The organism is Streptomyces sp. NPDC032198 (assembly GCF_040636975.1).
Classification (GTDB): Bacteria; Actinomycetota; Actinomycetes; order Streptomycetales; family Streptomycetaceae; genus Streptomyces.
The window spans coordinates 237,623-258,905 of the sequence record NZ_JBEZVL010000001.1 but is presented as its reverse complement, the minus strand read 5'-3'; the positions used below and the strand labels follow the sequence as shown (position 1 = coordinate 258,905).

The 21,283-nt window shown below is 70.8% G+C and carries 22 protein-coding genes; 14 read left to right on the top strand and 8 right to left on the bottom strand.

Annotated elements, in window-relative coordinates:
* Positions 1-111 precede the first annotated feature (111 nt).
* Complete coding sequence (locus tag AB0E78_RS01265; protein ID WP_361826615.1) at positions 112-1,101, bottom strand: right-handed parallel beta-helix repeat-containing protein; 990 nt, start codon at positions 1,099-1,101, stop codon at positions 112-114.
* A 280-nt stretch (positions 1,102-1,381) separates the two neighbouring features.
* On the opposite strand from AB0E78_RS01265, the gene AB0E78_RS01260 reads away from it, so the two are divergent.
* The 4 genes from AB0E78_RS01260 (at position 1,382) to AB0E78_RS01245 (ending at position 3,901) form a co-directional block, all read left to right on the top strand.
* Entirely contained in the window at positions 1,382-2,320 is a 939-nt protein-coding gene (locus AB0E78_RS01260) for a PAC2 family protein (RefSeq protein WP_361826612.1), read from the top strand.
* Positions 2,321-2,400: 80 nt separating this feature from the next.
* Positions 2,401-3,003, top strand: a complete 603-nt coding sequence (coaE, locus tag AB0E78_RS01255; protein ID WP_361826610.1) for a dephospho-CoA kinase — start codon at positions 2,401-2,403, stop codon at positions 3,001-3,003.
* 14 nt (positions 3,004-3,017) lie between these two features.
* A complete protein-coding gene (locus AB0E78_RS01250; protein WP_361826607.1) occupies positions 3,018-3,401 on the top strand; it encodes a DUF3592 domain-containing protein in 384 nt (127 codons plus the stop codon).
* A 92-nt stretch (positions 3,402-3,493) separates the two neighbouring features.
* Positions 3,494-3,901, top strand: a complete 408-nt coding sequence (locus AB0E78_RS01245; RefSeq protein ID WP_361826605.1) for a tetratricopeptide repeat protein — start codon at positions 3,494-3,496, stop codon at positions 3,899-3,901.
* Here AB0E78_RS01245 and AB0E78_RS01240 read toward each other — a convergent pair.
* On the bottom strand, positions 3,898-4,158 hold the full coding sequence (locus AB0E78_RS01240) for a DUF6343 family protein (protein ID WP_361826602.1): 261 nt from the start codon (positions 4,156-4,158) through the stop codon (positions 3,898-3,900). The genes AB0E78_RS01245 and AB0E78_RS01240 overlap by 4 nt on opposite strands.
* A 278-nt stretch (positions 4,159-4,436) precedes the next feature.
* Here AB0E78_RS01240 and AB0E78_RS01235 point away from each other — a divergent pair, with 278 nt between their 5' ends.
* The 3 genes from AB0E78_RS01235 to AB0E78_RS01225 all read left to right on the top strand — a co-directional run bounded on the left by AB0E78_RS01235 (position 4,437) and on the right by AB0E78_RS01225 (position 6,798).
* Positions 4,437-5,339, top strand: coding sequence for an acyltransferase domain-containing protein (locus tag AB0E78_RS01235; RefSeq protein WP_361828443.1), 903 nt, complete (start codon positions 4,437-4,439; stop codon positions 5,337-5,339).
* A gap of 58 nt (positions 5,340-5,397) precedes the next feature.
* A complete protein-coding gene (locus AB0E78_RS01230; RefSeq protein WP_361826600.1) occupies positions 5,398-6,102 on the top strand; it encodes a class I SAM-dependent methyltransferase in 705 nt (234 codons plus the stop codon).
* Between the two features lie 228 nt (positions 6,103-6,330).
* Positions 6,331-6,798 (top strand): DoxX family protein, encoded by a 468-nt coding sequence (locus tag AB0E78_RS01225; RefSeq protein ID WP_361826597.1) that lies wholly within the window; start codon positions 6,331-6,333, stop codon positions 6,796-6,798.
* 99 nt (positions 6,799-6,897) lie between these two features.
* On the opposite strand, the gene AB0E78_RS01220 is transcribed toward AB0E78_RS01225, so the two are convergent.
* Complete coding sequence (locus tag AB0E78_RS01220; RefSeq protein WP_361826594.1) at positions 6,898-7,365, bottom strand: RNA-binding S4 domain-containing protein; 468 nt, start codon at positions 7,363-7,365, stop codon at positions 6,898-6,900.
* A gap of 225 nt (positions 7,366-7,590) precedes the next feature.
* Here AB0E78_RS01220 and AB0E78_RS01215 point away from each other — a divergent pair, with 225 nt between their 5' ends.
* The 4 genes from AB0E78_RS01215 (at position 7,591) to pip (ending at position 12,730) form a co-directional block, all read left to right on the top strand.
* A complete protein-coding gene (locus tag AB0E78_RS01215) occupies positions 7,591-8,958 on the top strand; it encodes a M20/M25/M40 family metallo-hydrolase (protein WP_361826591.1) in 1,368 nt (455 codons plus the stop codon).
* Positions 8,955-10,481: a Na+/H+ antiporter NhaC family protein gene (locus AB0E78_RS01210; protein ID WP_361826589.1), complete on the top strand. Its 1,527-nt coding sequence runs from the start codon at positions 8,955-8,957 to the stop codon at positions 10,479-10,481. Before AB0E78_RS01215 ends, AB0E78_RS01210 begins: the two co-directional genes overlap by 4 nt.
* Positions 10,478-11,689 (top strand): MFS transporter, encoded by a 1,212-nt coding sequence (locus AB0E78_RS01205; protein WP_361826586.1) that lies wholly within the window; start codon positions 10,478-10,480, stop codon positions 11,687-11,689. Before AB0E78_RS01210 ends, AB0E78_RS01205 begins: the two co-directional genes overlap by 4 nt.
* A gap of 72 nt (positions 11,690-11,761) precedes the next feature.
* Positions 11,762-12,730: a prolyl aminopeptidase gene (gene pip / locus AB0E78_RS01200; RefSeq protein ID WP_361826585.1), complete on the top strand. Its 969-nt coding sequence runs from the start codon at positions 11,762-11,764 to the stop codon at positions 12,728-12,730.
* Positions 12,731-12,774: 44 nt separating this feature from the next.
* Here the strand turns inward: pip and AB0E78_RS01195 are convergent, their stop codons facing one another.
* Positions 12,775-13,443 (bottom strand): GntR family transcriptional regulator, encoded by a 669-nt coding sequence (locus AB0E78_RS01195; protein ID WP_361828441.1) that lies wholly within the window; start codon positions 13,441-13,443, stop codon positions 12,775-12,777.
* 151 nt (positions 13,444-13,594) lie between these two features.
* On the opposite strand from AB0E78_RS01195, the gene AB0E78_RS01190 reads away from it, so the two are divergent.
* From AB0E78_RS01190 to AB0E78_RS01180, 3 genes are all read left to right on the top strand, one after another.
* Positions 13,595-15,097, top strand: a complete 1,503-nt coding sequence (locus AB0E78_RS01190; protein WP_361826583.1) for an NCS1 family nucleobase:cation symporter-1 — start codon at positions 13,595-13,597, stop codon at positions 15,095-15,097.
* Positions 15,097-15,813 carry an aspartate/glutamate racemase family protein gene (locus AB0E78_RS01185; protein WP_361826581.1) on the top strand — a complete coding sequence of 239 codons (717 nt, stop codon included), beginning with the start codon at positions 15,097-15,099 and terminating at the stop codon, positions 15,811-15,813. The genes AB0E78_RS01190 and AB0E78_RS01185 overlap by 1 nt, the downstream gene beginning before the upstream one ends.
* Positions 15,814-16,092: 279 nt before the next feature.
* A complete protein-coding gene (locus AB0E78_RS01180) occupies positions 16,093-17,076 on the top strand; it encodes a glycoside hydrolase family 6 protein (protein WP_361826580.1) in 984 nt (327 codons plus the stop codon).
* 29 nt (positions 17,077-17,105) lie between these two features.
* Here the strand turns inward: AB0E78_RS01180 and AB0E78_RS01175 are convergent, their stop codons facing one another.
* From AB0E78_RS01175 to AB0E78_RS01160, 4 genes are all read right to left on the bottom strand, one after another.
* The gene (locus AB0E78_RS01175; RefSeq protein WP_361828438.1) at positions 17,106-17,525 is read right to left on the bottom strand and encodes a RidA family protein; all 420 of its coding nucleotides are present in this window, start codon (positions 17,523-17,525) and stop codon (positions 17,106-17,108) included.
* A gap of 138 nt (positions 17,526-17,663) precedes the next feature.
* Positions 17,664-18,698, bottom strand: coding sequence for a hypothetical protein (locus AB0E78_RS01170; RefSeq protein WP_361826578.1), 1,035 nt, complete (start codon positions 18,696-18,698; stop codon positions 17,664-17,666).
* On the bottom strand, positions 18,695-20,080 hold the full coding sequence (locus AB0E78_RS01165) for an MFS transporter (protein WP_361826575.1): 1,386 nt from the start codon (positions 20,078-20,080) through the stop codon (positions 18,695-18,697). Before AB0E78_RS01165 ends, AB0E78_RS01170 begins: the two co-directional genes overlap by 4 nt.
* A gap of 9 nt (positions 20,081-20,089) precedes the next feature.
* Complete coding sequence (locus AB0E78_RS01160; protein ID WP_361826572.1) at positions 20,090-21,058, bottom strand: metallophosphoesterase; 969 nt, start codon at positions 21,056-21,058, stop codon at positions 20,090-20,092.
* Positions 21,059-21,283: the final 225 nt, after the last annotated feature.

Sequence of the window (21,283 nt, the reverse complement as noted above, 5' to 3'; positions counted from 1 at the left end):
CGGGCCCGTTGTTCTGTTTCGGGTGCGGGTGCGGGTGCGGGTGCGGGTCCGGTGGGGCTGGTCGCGCAGTTCCCCGAGCCCTTAAGGGCTCGTCCCTTCGGGACGTTGCCCTTAGGGCGTTACCGGGATGTTCGTCAGGCCCTTGCCGCCCGTCACCGTGTTGCTTGCGTACACCGTCGTCTTGCAGCTGCCGCTGAAGTTGGTGACGTTGATGGCCAGTTGCTTGTCGCCCGTCGAACCGGTCAGGTCCGACTTGTTGCCCCGGAACACCGTGCCGCAGCCCCAGCCGGACTGCTGGCTGTGGGTCTCGTAGCCGCTGTTGGTGGTGTTCTTGCCGGTGTTGTTCTCGATGACGTAGTTGTTGCCCTTCACGTCGATCCACGAGTCGTCGTAGTTGTTGCCGGTCAGGCCCTTGCCGTCGAAGGTGTTGCCGGTGATCTTGCCGCCGGTGGTGCCTTCCTTGAGGTCGACGGCCTCACCGCCCACGTCGGGGCCGATCGTGTTGTTCAGCACCTGTACGTTGTCGCTCTTGTCGGAGAGCGTGTTGGCGCTGCCCACGTAGACGCCCTCTCCCATGCCGCGGTCGTCGTTCCCGGTGTCGTAGATCTTCGAGTTCTTGATGACGCCGTCGGTGCTCGACTTCCGGAAGTGCACGCCCTCCATGTCGAGGCCGTGCACCGTGACCGTGTCCACGGTGACGCCCTTCGCGGAGTCGATCATGATGCCCTTCTGGCCGCCCGTGACGGTGATGCCCTTCACCGTCCAGTAGGAGGCGCCGTTCAGATGCAGGCCGTATCCGCCGCCCGTCGTGAGCACGGCTTTCGAGGAGCCGGTCAGGGTGATGCGGGCGCCTGAGCTCGCGGCCGTACTCGTCGTGAAGTTCCCGGTGTACGTGCCGTCGGCGAGGTGGATCGTGTCGCCCGGGGAGGCGTTGGTGAGCGCGGACTTGAGCTCGGCCGCCGTGGAGACCTCGATGGGCGCGGCGGCCGTCGAGGCGGGGGAAGCGGTGGCCGCGACGGCCAGGCCTCCGGTCGCTCCTGTCGCGGCCGTTGCGGCGAGGACGGTGAGTGTGGAGATGAGCGGGGTGCGTCGGGTGCGCATGGGGGTACCCCTTTCCGGTTCTTGTATATGAACACTGGGTGCGCATATGAACGTAGAGCTGAGTCATGTTCGCGTCAAGGTCTGGACTAACCGGCCTGAGCCGGGCGCGGACTCGGCGGTCGGCCTGAACTCGGAGCCCCGGTGCGGGTGTTCAGTGAGGGGCGATAGTCGTACGCCGTGAAGTGAGAAGCCGCTGTGAAGAGGCGAGGGAGGGAATGCCTGCGCTCTTGAGGGCGTTCTGCTGTACGAGTCACGACGAAGAGGGCGAGGAGCGGTCACAGTGCTTGATCCGCAGGGTTTGTACGCATGGGAGCCGAAGGGCCTTGCCGTCGTCGACATGGCGCTCGCCCAGGAATCGGCCGGACTGGTCATGCTCTACCACTTCGACGGCTACATCGACGCGGGTGAGACCGGCGACCAGATCGTCGAGCGGCTCACGGACAGTCTGCCGGGTCAGGTGGTGGCGACCTTCGACCACGACCGGCTCGTCGACTACCGCGCGCGCCGCCCGCTGCTCACGTTCCGGCGTGACCGCTGGACCGACTACGAGGTGCCCGCGCTCGACGTGCGGCTGCTCCAGGACGCCACGGGCGCACCCTTCCTGCTGCTCTCCGGGCCCGAGCCCGACATCGAGTGGGAACGCTTCGCGGCGGCGATCGGGCAGATCGTCGAGCGGCTCGGCGTACGCCTCTCGGTGAACTTCCACGGCATCCCCATGGGCGTGCCGCACACCCGCCCCGTGGGCCTCACGCCGCACGGCAACCGCACCGACCTGGTGCCGGGGCACCGCAGCCCCTTCGACGAGGCGCAGGTGCCGGGCAGCGCGGCGTCGCTCGTCGAGTACCGCCTCCTGGAGGCGGGCCACGACGTGCTCGGTGTCGCCGCGCACGTCCCGCACTACATCGCGCGCTCCGCGTACCCGGACGCCGCCCTCACGGTCCTGGAGGCGATCACCGCCGCGACCGGTCTCGTGCTGCCGAGCGTCGCGCACGGCCTGCGCACCGAGGCGCACCGCACCCAGACCGAGATCGACCGGCAGATCCAGGAGGGCGACGAGGAACTGGTCTCCCTCGTGCAGGGACTTGAGCACCAGTACGACGCCGCGGCCGGTGCCGACGCGCGCGGCAACATGCTCGCGGAGCCCATGGACATTCCGTCGGCCGACGAGATCGGCCAGGAATTCGAGCGCTTCCTCGCCGAGCGGGAGGGCGACGCGTAGCGGGACGCGGCCATGGAGGGGGCAGGTGCAGCGCCTGGCCGGGAAGGCGGAGCGTGAGGCCACCCCCTAAGCTGCCGGTCATGCTGAAGGTGGGCCTGACCGGCGGTATCGGCGCCGGCAAGAGTGAAGTATCGCGTCTCCTCGTCGCGTCCGGAGCCGTCCTGATCGACGCCGACAAGATCGCGCGGGAAGTTGTGGAGCCGGGAACTCCGGGCCTGGCGAAGGTCGTTGAAGCCTTCGGCCAGGAGATCCTCGCTCCGGACGGCACCCTCGACCGGCCGAAGCTCGGCTCGATCGTCTTCGCCGACCCGGAGAAGCTGGCCGTCCTGAACTCGATCGTGCACCCCCTGGTCGGCGCCCGCTCCGCCGAACTGGAGCAGGCGGCCCCCGAGGACGCCGTGGTCATCCACGACGTGCCGCTGCTCGCGGAGAACGGCCTGGCACCCCTGTACGACCTCGTGGTCGTCGTCGACGCGAGCCCCGAGACCCAGCTGGAGCGTCTCGTGGGGCTGCGCGGCATGAGCGAGGAGGACGCCCGCGCGCGGATGGCCGCCCAGGCCACGCGCGAGAAGCGTCTGGAGATCGCCGACGTCGTGATCGACAACGACGGCCCGCTGGAGGGTCTCCGGGAGCGCGTCGACGCCGTATGGGCGGACCTCGCGCTGCGGGCGCGGGCGGCCTAGAAGGAGGCGGGGGCGTGGTCGTGCTGGCGGTGGTCACCGCCTTGGGCGGCCTGGTCGCGCTGCTGGCCGGTGCCCACGGCCTCTGGCGGACCCGGCACCTCACGGACGCGGGCGAGAGGGCGCAGGCCCTGGTCAAGGCGGTGCCGCCAGGGGCCGAGCGGCCGATGCTGCAGTTCGAGACGGGGGACGGGCGGGTCGTCGAGGTCGTGTCACCGGTGCCGCCGAGCGGCAGGCAGCCGCTCGCCGCGGGTGACCGGGTGCGCATCGCGTACGACAGCGACGACCCCCGGGAGACCGTCGTGCTCGGCCGTGAGCGCAAGGGCATCGACCGGGGGTTCGTGGCGGCGGGGGCGGCCGTTCTGGTGCTCGGGCTGGTGCTGGCGGTCCTGGCGGTGTGAGGGTGGGGCTCGGGCCGGGAAGAGATGCCGGCAGCGGAATAGGCGTCGGCGCGACGGGCGTTGACACAGTGCAGCGAGGGAAGGAGTCACGCGTGCCCGAAATTACCCCGGAGACCCATGTCATCGACTTCCGAGCGGCGGAGCAGCTCCTTGCCGCGCGGGATCCCAGAGGCGCCGTGAAGCTGCTCGACACGGTCATCGCGGCCCACCCCGAGAACACGGCGGCGCGGCTGCTGCGGGCCCGCGCCTTCTTCGCCGCCGCCCAACTGCGCGCCGCGGAGCTGGAGTTCAGCATCGTCCTGGAGCGCGAGCCGGACAACGCGTTCGCCCACTTCGCGCTCGCCCGCACCTACGAACGTGCGGCGCGGCCGGACCAGGCGCGGCGCCACTTCCGGCTGGCCGCGGCGCTCGATCCGCAGCCGGAGTACCTGGCGGCGGCGCGCTTCGACGACGGCGGCGACGCCGGCGGGGGCAACGGCAGCGGCGGCGAGGCGGGCTAGCCGGTCCGCGGGGGCTCGTACGGCGGGATGTCGCGGCCCGGCTGATAGTGCGGGCCCTGGTGGATATGGCGCACGATCATCGCCATGTCGGCGGTGACGATCAGCCAGAGCACCCCGCACGCCGCCGCCCACTCGGGGCGTCCGACCAGGGCGAAGGCGACGGTGCCGAACGTGGCCCAGATCAGGCCCCACACGCTGAGCCAGAAGCGCATGCGCAGCGGACTGCGCGCGGTCACCGGTTCACTGCCTGTACGCATCACGAGAGGTCATCTCCTCCCTCTCCCTGTCCTCTCCACCCCTTGTCCCTTACACGTCCCCGTCTGGATCCCTGAGCGTCTCCACCTTCCAGGATCCACCCCGGGGCGGTGGACCGGAAGGGCCCGAGGCTTCAAGATCGTAGATGTGCCGATCGGGGGCAGGACTGTTCGGGGGTAGGACTGTGCTGGACGTACTGAGGAACCGGGCGAGGACGGACGAGCGGCTCGCCGCGTGGCTGAAGGATCTTGAGGGCGCGGAGGAGCCACGGACCGAGGCGGTGCTGCCCGCGGCCGACGAGCTGGCGGACGAGCTGCTCGACCTGGCCGTGCCGCACGAGGACATCAATGACCTGCTGGCCCTGCGCGAGCGGCTGATGGGGGACGCGGGGGCGCGATGGCTGCTCGACCGCACCGTCGACGCGACGGTGCGGGACATGGGGAAGCCAGGTGCGGCCCCCGAGTACGCCCCGCTGCCCGCGGAGTCGGGCGCGCTCGGAACCTACTTCTACGTGTACGTGTTCACGGCGGCACTGCCGTACGTACGCGCGTATCACCGGAGCCGCGGCATCCCGGACGACATCTCCCGCCGCACGCTCGCGGACCTCGGGCGGCACATGGCGGTGCACCGCAGGGCGCGCGGTGGCCCCGGGCTGCTGCACCCGGAATGGAACGCCCTGCACTTCCGGGGCGAGCTCTATCAACTGGGCCGGCTGCAGTTCCAGCGTGCCGTGCTGGGGGAGCGGATGGGCGGGGCGGTGGCTGCCGCGGGGCATTCCGCGGGGAGGGGCGACCCGTGTCTGAACCTCCACATCACCGACTTCCGGGGGCCGCTCTCGCCGGAGGCCTGCGACCGGTCGGTGGCGCTGGCCCGGGAGTTCTTCGCGCGGCACTTCTCGGAGGAGCGGTATGAGACAGCGATATGCCACTCCTGGCTGCTCGATCCGCAGCTGAAGCAGTACCTCCCGGCGGACTCGAACATCGTCCGTTTCCAGGACCGCTTCCGCCCGGCGACCGGGTACGAGCGGGAGGTCGACGACACGGCCCCCGTCGCCTTCGTCTTCGGCGACCGCGATCTGCCCGTGGCCGGACTGCCCAGGCGGACGAAGGTCGAGCGGGCCGTGGGCGATCACTTGAGGGCGGGCGGGCATTGGTACGGGGGGCGTGGCTGGTTCCCGCTGTAGAGCGCGGGGCTCCGGGGAGAGGTGGGAACGGGCCCTCGGAGCGCTTCGTTGAGGGGGCATGACTGTGGAGATGCGTGAGGGACACGAGGGAACGGGCCCCGGAGCGATCACCCCGGACGGCTGCGCGGTGGAGTTGTACACGCGCCTGGCCGTCGGTGACGAGCCCGACGTCATCGCCGGCGCGGTGCCGGCCGGGGCGCACGTCCTGGAGCTCGGCAGTGGTGCGGGACGGGTGACGCGTCCCCTGCTGGAGCGGGGGTTCCGGGTCACGGCGGTGGACGAGTCCGCCGAGATGCTGGAGAAGGTCTCCGCGATCGAGGGACGGGTGCGTACGATCCGCAGCCCCATCGAGGAGCTCGACCTGGGGGAGCGGTTCGAGGTGGTGATGCTCGGATCGTTCCTCGTGCACGAAGGCGACGAGACGGTCCGGCGCGGGATGCTGCGGGCCTGCCGGAGCCATGTGACGGACGACGGCTGTGTGCTGATCCAGCGGGAGGGCGCGGATTACCACACGAACCTGCCAAGAGAACGGGTCGACCCGGGTGGGTACACGGTGCGGATCGTGTCGGCGGAGCCGGTCGGGGACGGGGTGAACGAGGTGCACGCGGAGTACATCTTCCCGGACGCCGTATGGACCCAGACGTTCCGTGCCCGGCCGCTCACCAAGGAGCAGTTCGAGCAGACGCTGGAGGAGGCGGGGCTGCGGGTCGACAAGTACCTGACGGAGGACGGGATTTGGGTGCGGGCGGTGCCGGTCCGCTAGGGGGCAGTGGGTTGGCTGCCGTGTCGTGGTGCTGATGTGGCCCGGCGAAGGGCCTGGCGTGCGCGGGCGGGGAGCCGGTGCGGGGCCGGTGGCCGGGCGGCTTGGAACCGCGCGGAGATCGGGCGGAGATCGGGCGGAGATGGTGTGCTGCCGGGCGATGAGTTCTGCGGGGCGGGCCGGTCTATCACGGTGACAGCACAACAGCCCCTGCTCACCGAGGAGGTCACCATGACCACGGCCACCACCTCCACGTCCGTCAGCTCCGCCACCACCGTCACCTCTGTGGGCGCCGCCCCTTCCGCCGCAGGTCGTCGCTCCGTCCGGATCACGCTGCGCACGCTCCAAGTGGTGCTGGCCCTGTTCTTCGGGCTCGCCAGCGGGGTGCCGAAGCTGATCGCGCACCCGACGGCGGTCGAGGCCTTCGAGAAGCTCGGGTGGGGCGATCCGGGGATGTACACGATCGGGGCGCTGGAGGTGCTCGGCGGGATCGCGCTGCTGGTGCCGGTGCTCAGTTCCGTCGGCGCTACGGCCCTCATCGGGCTGATGATCGGTGCGTTCATCGTGAATGTGACCGCGCTCGGCGGGGAGAACGCGGCCACGCCGCTCGTCCTCATCCTGCCGCTGGCGTGGATCGCCTGGGCGCGGCGCGGGCAGACGACGGAGCTGCTCCGGCTGCTCCTGCGACGCGGGGAGTGAGCCGGAGAGTCACGCGGGAAGTCACGCACCTGCCCCCGTCCCTGTGTTGAGGGCTCATCCGCACCGCGGTGAGCCCTCAACACAGGGACGGGGGTGTTTTCAGCCCTCGAAGCCGCGCAGCTTTTCCATGTCGCGGCGGTCGCGCTTGGTGGGGCGGCCCGTTCCCCGGTCCCGTACGCCGGCGGGGGCCACGGCTTCGCGGGGCGGCGGCGGAGGGCTGTTGTCGACGTAGCACTCGATGGCCACCGGCGGGCCGACGCGCTTGCGGATGAGGCGCTTGACGACGACGACATGTTCGCGGCCGCCCGCGTGACGCAGGCGCACCTCGTCGCCGACGTGCACGCCGTAAGCGGGCTTCACGCGCTCGCCGTTGACCCGCACATGGCCGCCCTTGCAGGCCGCCGCGCCCATGGAGCGGGTCTTGACCAGGCGTACGGACCAGATCCAGGCGTCGATGCGCACGGAACCCCCGGCCGAGGCCGCACCCGTACCCGGGCTCGCGGCCTTACCCGGGCCCGCAGTCACACTCGCGCCGCTGCCGTCACCGCCTGCATTCTGCGAAGCCATGCCCCGACTTTAATGCCTGCCCGGTGGTTCGGGGCCGGGGTCGCGATGCCTCACGCGGCACCCCGTGGCACGGCCGCCGCGCCGGGCAGGCGCGGTGCGGAGGTTGTGCGGCAGCAGTGCGGCATCCCTGCCCGCACGGCGAGCCGTTCGGAAACCGTTCCCCTCGGAGTCTGATAATTCGGGCTATTCGCCGCAAAGCGGGACGCAGACCGAGGGGTGCCGCCCATGAAGCTCGAAGCCACTGTCGACGACCTGATGGACACGTTGCGCGCCGACCTCGTACGGCTCGCCGAGATCCCGTCGATCGCCTTCCCCGGCTTCCCGGACGCACCGGTGCGGCAGGCGCACGATCTGCTGGTCGAGCTGCTCAGGGGCGCGGGCGTGCCGACCGTCGAACGGCTCGATCTGCCGGACACCGCACCCGTGATCTACGGGGAGATCCCGCCACCGACACCCGAGGCGCCGACGGTCCTGCTCTACGGCCACTACGACGTCCAGCCGCCCGGCGACGAGAGCCTGTGGAAGTCGCCGCCCTTCGAGCCGACCCCGATCGAGGGGGGCCTGCGGGCCCGCGGTATCGCGGACGACAAGTCCAATGTCATCGCGCATCTGGGGATGCTGCGGGCCTACGGCGGCAGGCCACCCGTCGGGATCAAGATCGTCATCGAGGGGCAGGAGGAGTACGGCAGCGCCTTCGACGACTATCCGCCCACCGATCCGGAGCGGTTCTCCTGTGACGCCATGGTGGTCGCCGACCTCGGCAACCTCCGGCCCGGCACCCCCACCCTCACCACCGCCCTGCGCGGCGCGTGCGAAGTCGTTGTGGAGGTGCGCACCCTCGACGAGCCGCGTCACAGCGGGGAGTTCGGGGGCGCGGCTCCCGACGCGCTGCTCGTGCTCCTCAAGGCCCTGGCCACCCTGCACGACGTACACGGCGATGTGGCCGTGGAGGGGCTGCGGCGCGAGGACTGGAGCGGCACCAGCTACACCGAGGACGAGTTCCGTTCGCTCGCCGGGGTGCGCGAAGGGGTGCCGCTCGTCGGCAGCGGCAGCCTGGGCGAGCGCCTGTGGAGCGGCCCCGCCATCACGGTGATCGGCCTGGACGCGCCCAGCGTCGAACACGCGGCGTCGGCGGTCGTGCCGTATGCGCGGGCCAAGTTGAACCTGCGCTTCCACCCTCGGCAGGACCCGAAGGAGGCGCGGGGCAAGCTGGTCGACCACCTGCGCTCACTCAAGCCCTTCGGCATTCCCCTCGCCGTCACGCCCGGCGACACCGGCCCGGGCTACGAGGCCGCCACCGGCGGACCCGCCTACCGCGCCGCCCGTGCCGCGCTCAAGGAGGCCTGGGGCGAGGACGCCTCGTTCGTGGCGACCGGCGGCTCCATCCCTCTGGTCAACGGCCTCGCGAAGGCGGCACCCGGCGCCGAGGTGCTGCTCTTCGGCGCCCAGGACAGCATGTGCAATCTGCACGCCCCGAACGAGCGCGTCCTCTTCTCCGAGCTGCGCAACACGGTCGTCGCCATGGCGGCCTTCGTGCGCGAGTACGCCGCCGGTTTCCCCGGCACCGACAGCCCGGCGGAGAGCGGCGCATGAGCACCACCGCGACCGATCCCGGCACAGAAGAGCCGCAGCACAAACGGAAGTTCACCTTTCCCAGCGCCCTGACCATCCTCGCGATCGTCACCGTGGCCGTCTGGCTGCTCGCCTTCCTCATTCCGTCCGGCGCCTACGACCGCAACGACAAGGGCGCCCCCGTCCAGGGGAGCTATCACCGCGTCGACTCGGGTCAGACCTTCGTCGACCGGCTGGGCGACCTCTTCCTCGCCCCGGTCAACGGCCTGTACGGCATCCAGGACGAGAAGTCGGGCGTCGTCGGGCCCGACCTGGCCGGTGAGCTGTACGGCAGCGCGGGCGTGTTCCTGTTCGTCCTCGCCATCGGCGCGTTCATCACCGTCGTCTTCGCCACCGGCGCCCTCGACCGCGGCATCGGCCGCCTCGCCCACCGGCTGCGCGAGCGCGGCGCGATGCTGATCGCGGGGGTGATGCTCGTCTTCTCCGTCCTCGGCACGGTCGAGGGATTCGCGGAGGAGACACTCGGTTTCTACGGCCTGATCGTGCCGCTGATGCTCGCCCTCGGCTACGACCGGATGGTCGCCGTCGGCGCGATCATCCTGGGCGCCGGGATCGGCGTGCTTTGTTCGACGGTCAACCCGTTCGCGACCGGGGTCGCCTCCTCGGCAGCGGACATCTCGCTCGGCGACGGCATCGTGCTGCGGTTCGTGATGTGGATCGTCCTGACCGCGGTCACCATCGCCTACGTCATCCGCTACGCGAAGCGCGTACAGAAGAACCCGGAGCGCTCCCTCACCGGCTTCCTGCCCGGTGACCGTGAGCAGACCGCCGCCGACGCGGGCGAGGTGCCGGAGCTGACCCGGCTGCACAAGACCGTGCTCGTCGTGGTCGCACTGGTCTTCGCCTTCATGATCTTCTCGGTGGTGCCCTGGTCGAGCGCGCTCACGGGCAAGGCGGACGCGAAGCCGTACGGCTTCGAACTCGGCTGGTCCTTCCCGCAGTTGGCGGCGCTCTTCCTGTGCGCGGCCGTGCTCGTCGGGTGCGTGGCCCGGATGGGCGAGCAGCAGCTCAGCTCGACGATCATCCAGGGCGCGGCCGACTTCATCTCGCCCGCCCTGGTCATCGTGCTCGCCCGCGGCGTCACGGTGATCATGAACAACTCCAAGGTCACGGACACCGTCCTGCACTCCATCGAGGGCATCGTGAAGGGCACCTCGTCCGGCCTCTTCGCGATCATCGTCTTCGTCGTGAACCTGCCGCTGGCCTTCCTGATCCCCTCCACCTCCGGCCACGCGACCCTCGCCATGCCGATCCTCGCCCCGCTCGCCGACTTCGCCGGGGTCTCGCGCTCGGTCGTCGTCACCGCCTGGCAGGCGGCGAGCGGCTGGATGAACCTGTGGGTCCCGACGACGGCCGTGACCATCGGCGGCGTCGCGCTCGCGAAGGTCGGCTACGACAAATACCTGCGGTTCGTCTGGCCGTTGCTTGCCATCCTATTCGTCCTGATCTGCGCCTTCGTGGCGCTTGGAGCGGCGCTCACATGACAACAAACCCGTCGGCACCTCCATCAACCGCTGCGGCGCGCCCCTCGGCCGCGGCCTACCGCAACCTCGCCGTGGCCACGGTCGGTTTCACGCTCACCTTCTGGGCATGGGACCTGATCGCGCCGCTCGGCAGCGACTTCGGGGAACGGCTCGGGCTCTCCTCGTTCGCCCAGTCCCTGCTGGTCGCCGTGCCGGTCATCGTCGGCTCGCTCGGCCGCGTCCCGGTCGGCGCACTCACCGACCGCTACGGCGCCAAGCGGATGTTCCCGCTGATCTCGGCGCTCACGATCGTGCCGGTGCTGCTGATCATCCCGGCCAGGGACACCTACGTCGCGATGCTCGCGGTCGGCTTCCTGCTCGGCCTGGGCGGCACGACGTTCGCGATCGGCATCCCGCTGGTCAACTCCTGGTTCCCGCCGGCCCATCGGGGCTTCGCGCTCGGCGTCTTCGGGATGGGCATGGGCGGTGTGGCGCTCTCCGGGTACTTCACGCCCCGGATCGCCAAGCACGGCGACAACCTGCCGTTCCTGGTCGTGGCGATCGCGCTCGCGGCCTTCGCGGTGCTCGCGGCGCTGCTCATCACCGACCGCCCCGACCGGCCGGTGCCGACGAGCCCCCTCACGACCCGCCTCGGGGAGGCCGGGCGGCTGCGGGTGACGTGGGAACTCTCGGCGTTGTACGCGATCGGCTTCGGCGGCATCGTCGCCTTCGGGGTCTATCTGCCCACGTACCTGAAGACCTGGTATGACCTCTCGCCCACCGACGCGGGCACCAAGGCGGCCGGGTTCGCGCTGGTCACGGTCGTCTTCCGGCCCATCGGCGGCTGGCTCTCCGACCGGATCCACCCGGCGACGGTCACCTCGGCCGCGCTGGCCGTCGTCGCCGTCTTCGCCATCGCGCAGGCCTTCGAACCGTCACTGAATCCGGGCGGCACGGTCTGCTTCCTGCTCATGGCGGCGGGGCTCGGCACGGCGAGCGGCAGCGTCTTCGCGCTCGTCTCGCAGGTGACACCACAGGCGCAGGTGGGGTCCGTGACGGGCATCGTGGGAGCGGTGGGCGGCCTGGGAGGGTTCGTCCCGCCGCTGGTCATGGGCGCGATCTACAGCGCCAAGAACTCGTACTCCATCGGCTTCATGCTGCTCTCGGACCTCGCGCTCGCGGGGTGCGTGTACGCGTACGGGCGGATGCGGGGGCTGCGCGCCGGGTAACCGGTCACGGGGTACGCGCGTCCGATGGCCGATGGCCGGTGATGCGCCCGGCGGGCGGGATATCTTCGGTCGATGGGCCTTTATCCGGAGATCGAGCCGTACGACCACGGCATGCTCGAAGTCGGCGACGGCAACCGCGTGTACTGGGAGGTCTGCGGCAATCCGCTGGGAAAGCCGGCGGTGGTGCTCCATGGCGGGCCGGGGTCGGGGTGCACGCCGTTCTTCCGGCGGTACTTCGACCCTGACGCGTACCGGGTGGTGCTCCTGGACCAGCGCGGCTGCGGGCGCTCGACGCCGCACGCGAGTGATCCGCGTACCCACATGAGCGTCAACACGACCAAGCACCTGCTGGCCGACCTGGAGTTGCTGCGGCGGCACCTGAGGATCGAGCGGTGGCTGGTGTGGGGTGCGTCCTGGGGCTCCGTGCTGGGGCTCCGGTATGCGCAGACCCATCCCGACCGGGTGTCGGAGCTGGTGCTCACGGGGCTTGCCACCGGAAGCCGGGCCGAGGTCGAGTTGCTCACCCGGGGTCTTGGGCGGCTCTTCCCTGAGGCGTGGGAGGCGTTTCGGGACGGGGTGCCCGAGGAGGAGCGGGACGGGGATCTCGCCGCCGCGTACAACCGGCTCCTGGAGTCCCCCGACGCGGAGGTCCGGGCCGCCGCCGCACGGGCGTGGACCGACTGGGAGACGGCCTTCGCACTGGCGGCGCCCCGGTCCGTTCCCCGGTACGAGGACGAGACCTTCCGGGCCGGGTTCGCCCGGACCGTCACGCACTACTTCGCCCATGACCACTGGCTGGGCGGCGACGAGGTCGTGCTGCGGGACGCGGGGGCGCTGGCCGGCATCCCGGGGACCCTGGTGCAGGGAAGCCTCGACTTCGGGAATCTGATCGGGATCCCCTGGCGGCTTCAAGGGGCCTGGCCCGGCAGCGAGTTGGTCCTCGTCGGGGACGTGGGGCACAACGCTGGGGCGCGGGGGATCGCGGAGGAGCTGGTGCGGGCGACGGACGGGTATCGGTCGGGCAGGGGCGGCCAGGCATAGCCCGTACGGCGTTCGAGGGCCTGCTCGGCGATGGCGGCAGGGGACTAGTCCTCTTCCTCCTCGCCGAAGAGGTGCCGCACCGTAGACCGGTAGTTGGTCCGCACGTGGGCCAGTGCCACGTCCCGGGCGCGTCCCGCGTCCCCCGAGGCCACCGCCTCGTACAACTCCCGGTGTTCCACGAGCAGATGCGCCCACTCCTCGTTGCGCCGCGTCATCCACCGCAGCCGTCCGTCCACCGGCTCCATGACCGAGGTCAGCAGGCCGTTCCCCGCCATCGCCAGGAGGCGGTCGTGGAAGCGCGTGTTGATGTCCGTGATCGCCTCCCCGTCCGCCGTGCGCGTCGCCCTCGCGGCGCTGTCGAGCAGCGCGGAGAGCTCCGCGAGGCCCTCCTCCGTGGCCCGTTCCGCCGCGCGGCCCGCCGCGAACACCTCCAACGCCTCGCGCAGCTCGAAGAGTTCGGTCACGTCGGTGCGGGTCAGGCGGCGCACCACGGTCCTGCGCGGGGTCTCGAAGGTGACGAAGCCCTCGGCGACCAGGGCCCGGATCGCCTCGCGGACCGGGACCCTGGACACCCCCAGGCGGTCGGCGAGCTCCCGTTCGACCAGGCGGTCGCCCGGGCCGAGGCGTCCGGCGATGATCTCCTGCCGCAGCTCGGCGAGCACGCGTTCGCGTACGGCGGCCAGCGGCTGCTCCACGGTCGTCATGGTGTCCATCATCGCCGAACGCCGCATCGATTTACCGATTCGTAACCGTACGGACATTGCCGGGCGCCCCCGGGAGCGGGAGCATGACGGAATCTTTGGTATACCAAACTTTGGTATACCAAAGCGCGCCGCACCTCCGTCCCCCTTCGCAGGAGGCCCCGTGTCCCTCACCCAGCGCGCCGACGCCCCGGGCGCCGACTCCCCGAGCGCCGCGACCGAGTTCGTGCCCGACCCCCGCCTCACCAACGAAGACCTCGCCCCCTCCGCCGAACGCAAGTGGAAGGTCTTCGACCTCTTCGCCCTGTGGATGTCCGACGTCCACAACCTCGGCAACTACACCTTCGCGGCCGGTCTGCTGGTCCTCGGCCTGAACGTCTGGCAGATCTTCACCTCGCTCCTCGTCGGCTTCGTGCTCATCTACGCCGGGATGAACATGATGGGGCGCATCGGACAGCGCCACGGCGTGCCGTTCCCCGTCGTCAGCCGCATCAGCTTCGGCGTCTGGGGCGCCAACATCCCCGCCCTGATCCGGGCCGTGATCGCCATCATGTGGTACGGAATCCAGACCTATCTGGCCTCCATCGCGGTCAACGTCATGCTCATCGCCGCCTTCCCGAGCCTCGAGTCGTGGACCGAGCACTCCTTCCTCGGACTGCACGCCCTCGGCTGGTGTTCGTTCGTCACGCTCTGGCTGGTGCAGGGGCTGATCATGACCCAAGGCATGGAATCCGTACGGAAGTTCCAGGACTTCTGCGGGCCCGCCATCTGGGTCGTGATGATCGCCCTCGCCGTGTGGATCCTCTGGAAGGCCGGCTGGACCATCTCGCTCACCAGCACCCCGAACCCGGTCTCCACCGGTGAGCAGGTGCGCCAGTGGTTCGGCGCGATCGGCCTGATCCTCGCCACCTACGGCACGCTGATGCTCAACTTCTGCGACTTCTCGCGCTTCGCCCCCGACTACCGCACCGTCGAGCGCGGCAACTTCTGGGGCCTGCCCATCAACTCCACGGCGTTCGTGATCCTCTCCGTCATCGTCACCGCGGGCAGTCTCGAGGTCTTCGGCAAGGCCATCACCGACCCCGCCGAACTGGTCGCCGAGATCGGCAACACCTGGGTCCTCGTCGGCGGTGCCCTCACCTTCGCCGTCGCCACGATGGGCGTGAACATCGTGGCCAACTTCGTCTCGCCCGCCTACGACCTCGCCAACGTCTGGCCGCAGAAGATCACCTTCAAGATCGGCGGGATCATCTCCACGGTCGCCGCGCTGCTCGTCACGCCGTGGAACCTCTACTCCAACCCGACCGTCGTGAACTACTTCCTCGGCGGCCTCGGCGCCTTCCTCGGACCGCTGTTCGGGATCATCGCGGTCGACTACTTCTGGGTGAAGCGCGGACGCATCGACGCCGAGGCGCTGTTCAAGGCCGAGCCGGGATCGCCGTACTACTACAAGAAGGGCGTCAACCCGAAGGCCCTCGCCGCCTTCGTGCCGACGGCCGGATTCGCGGCGGTGTGCGCGCTGGTGCCGTTCTTCGACTACGTCGCGCCGTACTCCTGGTTCATCGGGACGGCGACGGCCGCGCTGCTCTACGCCGTGCTGTGCCGCGCCGAGCGGACCGCCGGGGCCGAGCCCGTTGTCGAGCCCGCGCCCGAGGTGGAGGCCTAGTGCGCATCGTCGTCACCAACTGCAACACCACGCGGGCGATGACCGAGGAGATCGTGCGGGGTGCCAGGGACGCGGCATCCCCCGGCACCACCATCACCGGTCTCACGCCCGCCTGGGGGCCGGAATCCGCGGAGGGATGGCTCGACAGCTACCTCTCGGCGGCCGCCGTCCTCGACACCCTGCGCCGGCACGAGGAGCCGTACGACGCCGTGGTCATGGCCGGGTTCGGCGAGCACGGACGCGAGGGCGCCCGGGAGCTCCTCGACGTGCCCGTCGTCGACATCACCGAGGCCGCCGCCCATCTCGCCTGTCTGCTCGGGCGGCGGTACGGCGTCGTCACCACCCTCGACCGGGCGCGCGGCCAGATCGAGGACAGCCTGCACACGGCGGGCGTCGCGCAGAACTGCGCCGCCGTGGTCGGGACCGGCCTCGGTGTCCTGGACCTCGGGGACTCCGAGGTCACGGTCCGCGCCTTCCTCGCCGCCGCCGAACGGGCCCGCGACGCGGGCGCCGAGGTCCTGGTGCTCGGCTGCGCGGGGATGACCGGGCTGCAGGAGAAGGTCGGCGCCGCCCTCGACATGCCGGTGGTCGACGGCGTGGCGGCGGCGGTGAAGCTCGCCGAGTCGCTCGTGGGGCTCGGCCTGACCACGAGCCGCGCCGGCAGCTACGCCAAACCCCTGCCCAAGGAACGCACTTGGGCGCAGCCGTCAGAGTGATTCTTCGGGTGAACTGCCGCCCGTTCGGCGGTGTGCGCGACCTCGCGCGGGCCGCGTGACCGCAGACTCCGGGGAACGCGCCGGGCCCGTCCGGCGTCGAGCAACTGGAGGTGCCCGGTGTCGCAGCCGCCCTTCCGATCACCTGAGTGTGAGTGTGAGTGTGAGCTTGGCGGTGACCACGGTCTTGGCCGTGACGACGGTCTTGGCCGGGACCGTCGCCGTTCCCGTTCCCGTGGCGTCCGCCCCCGCCTTGCCCGGCTCCTCGCCGTCGCGCTCCTGGTGAGCGCGGCGGCGTCCGGCGGCGCCCAGGCCGCGGGCGCCCGGCCCGGATCGGCTCCCGCGCTCGCCCCCGCACCGGCGGACACCGCCCCCGGCACCGCCCCAGGCACCGCCTTCTGGATCGACCCGAACAGCGCCGCCGCCCACCAGGTCATCGCTTGGCGGCGCCAGGGCCGGACCGCCGACGCCCGGCTCATGCAGCGCATCGCGTGGCGCCCCCAGGCGATCTGGCTGCACAGCGCCAACCCCGGGCCCACCGTCCGCGCGGTCACCCTCGCCGCCACCGCGGCGCGGCGCACCGCCGTGCTCGTCGCGTACTTCATCCCGCACCGCGACTGCGGCGACTACTCCGGAGGCGGGGCGGGGAGCGCGGCGGAGTACCGGCGCTGGGTCGACGAGTTCGCCGCGGGCATCGGTGACCGCCCCGCGTACGTCATCGTCGAACCGGATGCCGTCGCGCAGAAGATCGCCGGCTGCGCGAGGGCCGACGCCCGCGAGCGCTACGGCCTGCTCGCCTACGCCGTCGCCCGCCTCAAGGCCCGCCCCCACACCAAGGTGTACGTGGACGCGGGTAACTCCGGCTGGATCCCCGAGGAGCGGCGCCTGGTCGCCCCGCTGCGACAGGCCGGGGTCGCCAGGGCCGACGGCTTCGCCGTCAATACGTCCAACTTCAAGACGAACGGCGCCAGTTCGGCGTACGGGCACCGCATCGCGGCGGCACTCGGCGGTGCCAAGCACTTCGTCGTGGACAGCAGCCGCAACGGCAACGGCCCCTACACCGGCGTCGGTGACCAGGCCTGGTGCAACCCGCCGGGCCGCGCCCTCGGCACCCCGCCCACCACCGCCACCGGCGACCCCGCCATCGACGCCTACCTGTGGATCAAGCGGCCCGGCGAGTCCGACGGGACCTGCCGGGGCGGGCCGAGGGCGGGGCAGTGGTGGCCGCAGTACGCGCTGGGGCTGGCGAGCAGGGCGCGGGGTTAGGGGAGGGCGCCGAGTGGTGACGGTCCGTTCTATGGAGCGGCCGGTGTCTCGGGGACCACGGCCGTGGCGGTGACCTCGACCAGCTGGCCGGGGTAGCCCAGGCACGTAGTGCCGAGCAGCGTCGACGTGTGCGGGCCCTTCGCGAGCAGGTCGGAGGCGCGGATGACCTCCCAGGCCTCGCTCAGCGGGCCCGGCTCGTCGCTCACGACGTACACCGTGCTGGCCACCACCTGCGTCAGGTCACTGCCGATCGCGCGCAGGGCCTCGTCGAGATTGGCGATGACCTGTTCGGTCTGGCGCACCACATCACCTTCCCCGACGAGTTTCCCCTCGGGATCGAGCGGCACCGAACCCGCCATGAAGGCGAGCTTGGTGCCGGCCTCGACGAGGGCGGCGTGGGCGTATCCGGGCGGCGGGAAGAGGGTGGGCACGACGGTGCGCTGAGTGATGGTCATGGACCCGATCCTGCGGGAGGCGGGTGCGCGGGCGCATCCGAATTCCGTTCCGGCTGGGGATGGGAAGGCGAGCCGGGGCGGTGCCTCGGTTTGGCCTCGGTTTGTGCGTCAGGTGGTGTTCCAGGTTGTGTGTCAGCGCACCGCAGCGGGTGAAGTCCCGTTCCTTACAAGCAGGTTCGAGGAGCCCTTGCCGTCCGCCCGTGCCGTCCAGATGTCCTGCTTCCTGCCCTCCGTACCCGGCAGGGCGTATGCCACGGTGTCGTCGTCCAGCCAGGCGGCCTGGTCGTCGACGCTGCGGGTCTCGGCGATCGGGTGCTCGCGCATCGTCCGCAGATCCAGGACGTACAAGCGCCAAGGGTTCGAAGTCCCCTTCCGTACGCGCTTCTTGAAGGCGATGCGCGTGTTGTCGGGGGAGAGCGACGGGCACTCCACGTTCGTGCGCAGGGTGCGCGCCGCCCACTTCTTCATGTCGCCCTGGATCAGGTACGTCTTGCCCTTCGTCGAGACGGTCGCGTAGAAGCGGTTGTCGTCGTCGGCGAAGGTGACGCCCCAGAAGTTGACGTCGGGGGAGTGGTAGCGGCGGCCGTCGAGGGTGAGGGGGATCTCCTCCATGTTCTTGATCAGGTAGCCCGTGCGGGTGTCCAGGATCGAGGTGCGGGTGGAGAAGGAGGAGCCCGCGTAGGAGTCTCCCGTCGCGAACATCGTCCAGGACAGCATGTGGCCCGATGCCGAGACCCGGGCCCGGTTGGGGATGCCGGTGAGCGCGATGCGGCGCTTCTCGCGGAGCTTGTCGTCCATGACCAGGGCGTACGACGTGGGCGGGATGCCGGGGCGCCGCTGGAGGCAGAGCGCGGTGCCCCCGGCCGCGTAGAAGCGCTCGCAGGATGGGCCGCCGGGGGTGCGGTGGCCCTTGCCGGAGGGGGTGGCGGTTCGGGCGAGGCGGCCCGCGCCCGTCTCCGTGCTCCGGTAGTAGAGGTGGCCCGCGTCGAGCCCGAACTCCGAGGTGGCGGCGGCCGGTTCGGCCCGGTCGGCCGCGTGCAGGGTGTAGCCGACGGCCACAGTCGCGAGGACGGCGGCCGCCGCGGCGACGGCGATGACGCGGGCGCGCAGGGAGCGGGGAGAGTGTGCGGGGCGTGGGGTCAGTGGGGCCTGTGGGGGTGCGGTCATGCCGGCCTCTCGGGGGATTCGGGGCGGGGGAGCAGCAGCGTCGCCCCGCCGAGTGCCACGGCCAGCGCGAGCGACGCGCAGGTCAGCGCCGGGCCGATGCCCCACAGCGTCCAGGCCGCGCCGAACCCGGCCGCCGCGACGAGACGGGCCAGGGCCTGTCCCGTCTGCAGGACCGCCATGCCGCTGGCCCGGCGCCCCTGCGCGAGCACGGGGGTGGCGAGCGCCATGAGTACGCCGTCGGTGGCGGCGTAGAAGATGCCGAGCAGGAGCAGTACGCCGATGAGCAGGGCCCAGCCGTCGGTGGGGGAGAGCAGCAGGACGTATCCGCCGAGCAGCGCCACGTGCCCGGCCAGGAACGGGACGCGGCGGCCGATGCGGTCGGCGAGGCGCCCGGCGGGCACCGCGAGCAGCAGATAGACCGCGGCGGCGCCCAGTGGCAGGAGCGGGAACCAGCTCACCGCGAAGTCGAGCCGCCGCTGGAGGAGCAGATAGAGGAAGGCGTCGCCGATGGTGGCGGCACCGAGGAGGGCCGCGGCGCCGAGGATGCGGCGGAAGGCGGGCACCCGGAGGATGCCAAGAATCCTTTCGGGCTTGGTGGTTGACGGGGGGACGGGCTGCGCGGGGCGTCTGGGCTGTGTGGCCTGCGCGGGGCGTGTGGGCTGTGTGGGTCGTGCGGGGGCCTGGGGTTCGCCTCGTCCCGGCACGAACGCGACCAGCATCAGCACGCCGAGCAGCCCGAAGCAGAAACTGACCACGAACACGGCGTCGTACGCGTCCGCCGTCGCCCAGAGCAGCGCGAACGCGGCTAGCGGACCGAGCAGCGCGCCCGTCGTGTCCATCGCGCGGTGCACGCCGAACGCCCGGCCGAGGGCGTCCGGCGGGCTGCTGAGCGAGATCAGCGCGTCGCGCGGCGCGGTCCGCACGCCCTTGCCGATGCGGTCCGCGGCGAGCGCCGCGCCGATCCCGGCCGTGGCGCCGCCCGCGAGGAGCAGGCCGAGCCGGGACAGCGCGGAGAGGGCGTAGCCGCCGCCCGCGACGAGCTTGTGCCGCCCGCCGCGGTCGGCGGCGTACCCGCCGAGGAGCCGGACGAAGGCGGTGACGCCGTTGTAGAGGCCGTCGAGGAACCCGAACTGAAGGGGCGATAGCCCGAGTTGGAGGACGAAGTAGAGCGGAAGGACCGCCGTGACCATCTCGGAGGAGATGTCGGTGACCAGGCTGACCGCGCCGAGGGCGATGACGGGACCCGCGACGCGGCCACGCTTGGACTTGGACTTGGACTTGGACTTGGCTGTGGGCTCGGGCTCGGGCTCGGCTTCAGCCTGGGGCCCTGCTTTGGCCTTGGCCTTGGCCTTCGCGACCGCGTCCGTTGACGCCAGATACATCTCGGCGGCTCAGCGGCACTTGTAGGACGGGCTGCTGTCCTTCGTCGAGCCGTCCGTGCCGACGAGGTTCCAGGAGAATCCGGTGTCGGTGAAGTTCAGCTTCACCACGCCGAAGGTCTTGGTAAGCCGCTTCTGGCTGTTGGGCTGGACTTCCTCGATCTTGTACGGGTTGGCGCCGCCCATGCCGCCGAGCAGCTCGACGATGCCGTTGGCGTCCGCCTTCCCGTCCGGGTTCTGCGGGGCGAAGCGCTCGTAGTGGTGATCGTGGCCGTTCATGACGAGCTCGGCCTTGTTGGCGTACAGCAGCTTCCAGACCGGCCTGCTGACCGGGTCGTTTCCGTGCTCGCCCGAGGAGAAGAGCGGGTGGTGCCAGTACGCGGCCACGCACTTCTTGGAGTTGGCCGCGAGGTCGGCCTTGAGCCAGTCGATCTGCGACTTGTCGTCGAAGCTGTTGGAGTCGAGGGCGATGAAGTGCCAGTTGTCCTGGTCGAAGCTGTAGTAGCTCTCGCCCTTGGGGTAGGCGATGCTGCCGAAGTAGGACTTGTAGCCCTCCAGGGCGCCGTCCGGGTCGTACGTCTCGTGGTTGCCGGGCACCGGGCGCGTCTTGTCCTTGAACGCGCCCCAGCTCGTGTCGTAGTAGTCCTCGAAGTCCTGCTCCCGGGCGTCGTCGTACTGGTTGTCGCCCATCGTCATGACGAAGGAGGGATTGAGCCTCTCGACGAGCGCGGCGGTCTTCGGGTGCGCGCAGCCGCTGTCGTCCGAGGTGCACTGTTCGGCGATGTCTCCGGCGGCGACGGCGGTGAACGCCGCCTTCGTGTCCGGGCCGCTCGGCGCGGCGTCGGCCTCACCGGCAGGGGACCAGAGGAGGACTCCGCCGACGAGCGCGAACGAGGCGCCTGCTGCCAGCGGGACGGCCCAACGGGCCTTCCTCTTGTGGGAGTTGCTGCGGGATTCCGTGGTGCGGGGGGTGGGCGGCATGTCCGTCTCCTAGGTCGGCTGGGGGCCGTGAGCGGTGTGGGGACCGGTTCCGCAGGCATCTTGTCGAGTAGGCATGTTCGCGTCAATAACTTCAGCCGATAATTGTTAGGAAAGTTTCCTACCAGCAATTGCCACGGGATGGCCGGGGGGACGGCTGGCCTAGGCTGGCGTGCGGGAATGACGTGCGAGTGACTGAGGGTGAGCTGGGTGGTGAACGTGCTGGCG